Source organism: Phenylobacterium sp., from assembly GCF_046590535.1.
Classification (GTDB): Bacteria; Pseudomonadota; Alphaproteobacteria; order Caulobacterales; family Caulobacteraceae; genus Phenylobacterium.
Genome location: NZ_JBKJTG010000224.1, coordinates 1 through 2,670, shown reverse-complemented (window position 1 = coordinate 2,670; position 2,670 = coordinate 1). Strand labels below are relative to the sequence as shown.

Sequence of the window (2,670 nt, the reverse complement as noted above, 5' to 3'; positions counted from 1 at the left end):
GCGGCCTTTCAGGTCCATGGCCTGCAGGGCGCCCATCTTGCCGCTCGCCACGGCGTCTGGATGGTCGGTGGGGGTCAGGCCGACGCCGGAACTCAGGAGCTGGAAGCCGGACCCGGCGGGCGGCCCAAATGTCATGCACCACTGTGTCAGCGGCACATAGAGCTGTTCGGTGCGCGGATCGACGCTGGTCCACGGCCAGGACCGGGCCCCCGACGCGCTCGGGCAGATGAGCGTCGAGCGCGTCTTGTCGGGCCAGCGCTGCGGATCGGTGGTCTTGGCCCCGGTCTTCGGGTCGATGGCTAAGATGACGTTCTGCGTCCCCGCGTCGGTCGAGAACAGATAGGCGCCCGTCTTGGCGTCCAGGGCGTCGAGGATGCCCATCTTACCGATGTTCATCACCACCCGGTGCGGCCGGCCGCCGACCTTGATGGTCGCCAGCGACCGCTCGAACGCCCAGTCCAGGTCCCACTGGTCGTTGGCCAGGTGCTGGTAGTGCCAGGCCAGCTTCCCGGTGTCCGGGTCGAGCGCGATGGTCGAGTCGGTGTAGAGCGCCTCGCGCGTCGTCCCGGGGATGCCCGAGGGCTTCAGTAGCGGGCCGGTGTCATAGGTCTGCCCGACGCCGAAATAGACCAGGTTCAGGGCGCTGTCGTAGGTGCCCTGATGCCAGACCGACCCGCCGCTGCGCTTGGCCAGCGGCAGGCCGTTCCAGCTGTCGCCACCGGGCTCGCCCGGCCGCGCGATGGTGTGGAACCGCCACAGCTCCTTGCCCGTGGCGATGTCGAGCCCGACGATGAAGTTGCCGCCCGGCGCGGCGCTGCCGGTGACCGCCTGGATCACCTTCTCGCCGACGATCAGCGGCGCGCTGCGCAGGTTGAGCAGCATCTTGCCGGTGACCGGCGGGCTGGGCGTGATGTCGTGGTCCCAGACCGTCTCGCCGGTCCGCGCGTCCAGCGCGATCACGTGCAGGTCCGAGGTCGGCACGAAGAGGCGCCCGCCCGCGATCGACAGGCCCATCTTCTGGCTGGAGGAACTGCGCGGCTTGTAACTGCGCCGCCAGAGCACCTTCCCGCTCGCCGCGTCCAGCGCCAGCACCGTGTCGGGCGTGGTCTGCAGGAACATCACCCCGTCGTGGACCAGCGGCGAGGGCATGCTGGGCCCGCTCTGGATCGCCTGGCGCCAGGCCGGCTTCATCTGCGCCACGTTGCGCCGGTCGATGCCCGTCAACCGGCTGTAGTTCTGCCCGTCGTAGGCGCCGCCCCAATGCAGCCAGTCCCCCGGCGCCGGCGCCTTCAGCATGGCCGGCGACACGGGACGCAACCTTCCGAGCACGGCCGCCGCGGCCGCGTCCGGCTTCAGGTCCGGCGGCGGCGGCGCGGGCGGCGCCCGGCGCAGACCCTCCGTCGCCGGCGCGGCGCGGCCGGTGAGGAAGGCGGCGAGGCCGGCGATCTCGGCCTGGGTCAGCCCGGTGGCCATGGGCTTCATGATCCCATCGGTCAGGGACGCGACGATCTGCGGGTTGGTCAGGTTTCGCAGCTGTTCGCGGCCCGGCGCGCGGACCACCGGCGGCTCATGGCAACTCGCGCAGCGCGCCGCGAACAGCGCCGCGCTCGCGGCCGCCCCGCCTCCAGCCGCCGGCTGGGCCAGGGAAGCCGCGGAAACCCCGAGCGCCAGCAAAAGGCCCGCAGCTCCGGCGACGACCGCATTGCGCCGTTTCATGGTCAGTCGCCCCCGGCTACCCTCAGACCCGCCTGTATGGTGCGGCGTCGCTCTCAGCCTAGCCGAATTGAGTGCTGATCCTAGAGCCAGGGCGCGGACTGCTCGCGGGCCAGCATGTCCTCATAGGTGGGCCGGGGCCGCACCACCGCCCAGTCGGCGCCTCTGACCAGCACCTCCGGCGCCAGGGGCCGGCTGTTGTACTCGCTGGACATCACCGCGCCGTAGGCGCCGGCGGTCATGAAGGCCACCAGGTCGCCGGCGGCCAGCGGCGGCAGGGCGCGGTCGCGGGTGAAGGTGTCGCCGGTCTCGCACACCGGGCCGACCACGTCGTAGGCCTGGGCCTCGCCCTCTCGGGGCCGCACCGGGCGGATGTCATGATAGGCGTCATACATAGCCGGCCGGATCAGGTCGTTCATGGCCGCGTCCAGCACCAGGAACCGGCGGCCCTCCGGTCGTTCGTGGATGTGGATCACCCGGCTGAGCAGCACCCCGGCGTTGGCCGCGATCATCCGGCCGGGCTCGAAGGCCAGGGCCACGTCCAGGCCGCGGGTCACCCGGGCAACCATCGCCGCGTAGGCGTCCGGCGCCGGCGGGGTCGGCTGGTTGAAATAGGGCACGCCCAGGCCGCCGCCCAGGTCCAGGCGCCGCACGCTCAGGCCCTCGGCGCGTAGCCGCTCCACCAGGGCGCGCATCTTGGTGAAGGCCGCTTCCATCGGCGCCAGGTCGGTGATCTGGCTGCCGATGTGGCAGGCGACGCCCACCGGGATCACGCCGGCCATGTTGGAGGCGTTGGCATAGAGCCGCTCGGCCTCGGATAGCGAGACCCCGAACTTGTTCTCCGCCTTGCCGGTGGAGATCTTGGCGTGGCCGCCAGCCTCCACGTCGGGGTTCACCCGGATGGCCACCTGGGCCCGGGTCCCCAGCCGCTGGGCCACGGCGTCCACCAGCCGAAGC

The 2,670-nt window shown here is 71.7% G+C and carries 2 protein-coding genes; both read right to left on the bottom strand.

The genetic code is table 11. The features are described 5' to 3' along the window. Positions 1 to 1,716: PQQ-binding-like beta-propeller repeat protein (locus ACLL81_RS13680; protein ID WP_411288909.1), on the bottom strand; the 1,716-nt coding region annotated here is incomplete at its 3' end. 80 nt (positions 1,717 to 1,796) lie between these two features. After that, on the bottom strand, positions 1,797 to 2,670 hold an 874-nt coding region (gene lysA, locus ACLL81_RS13675), incomplete at its 5' end, for a diaminopimelate decarboxylase (protein ID WP_411288908.1).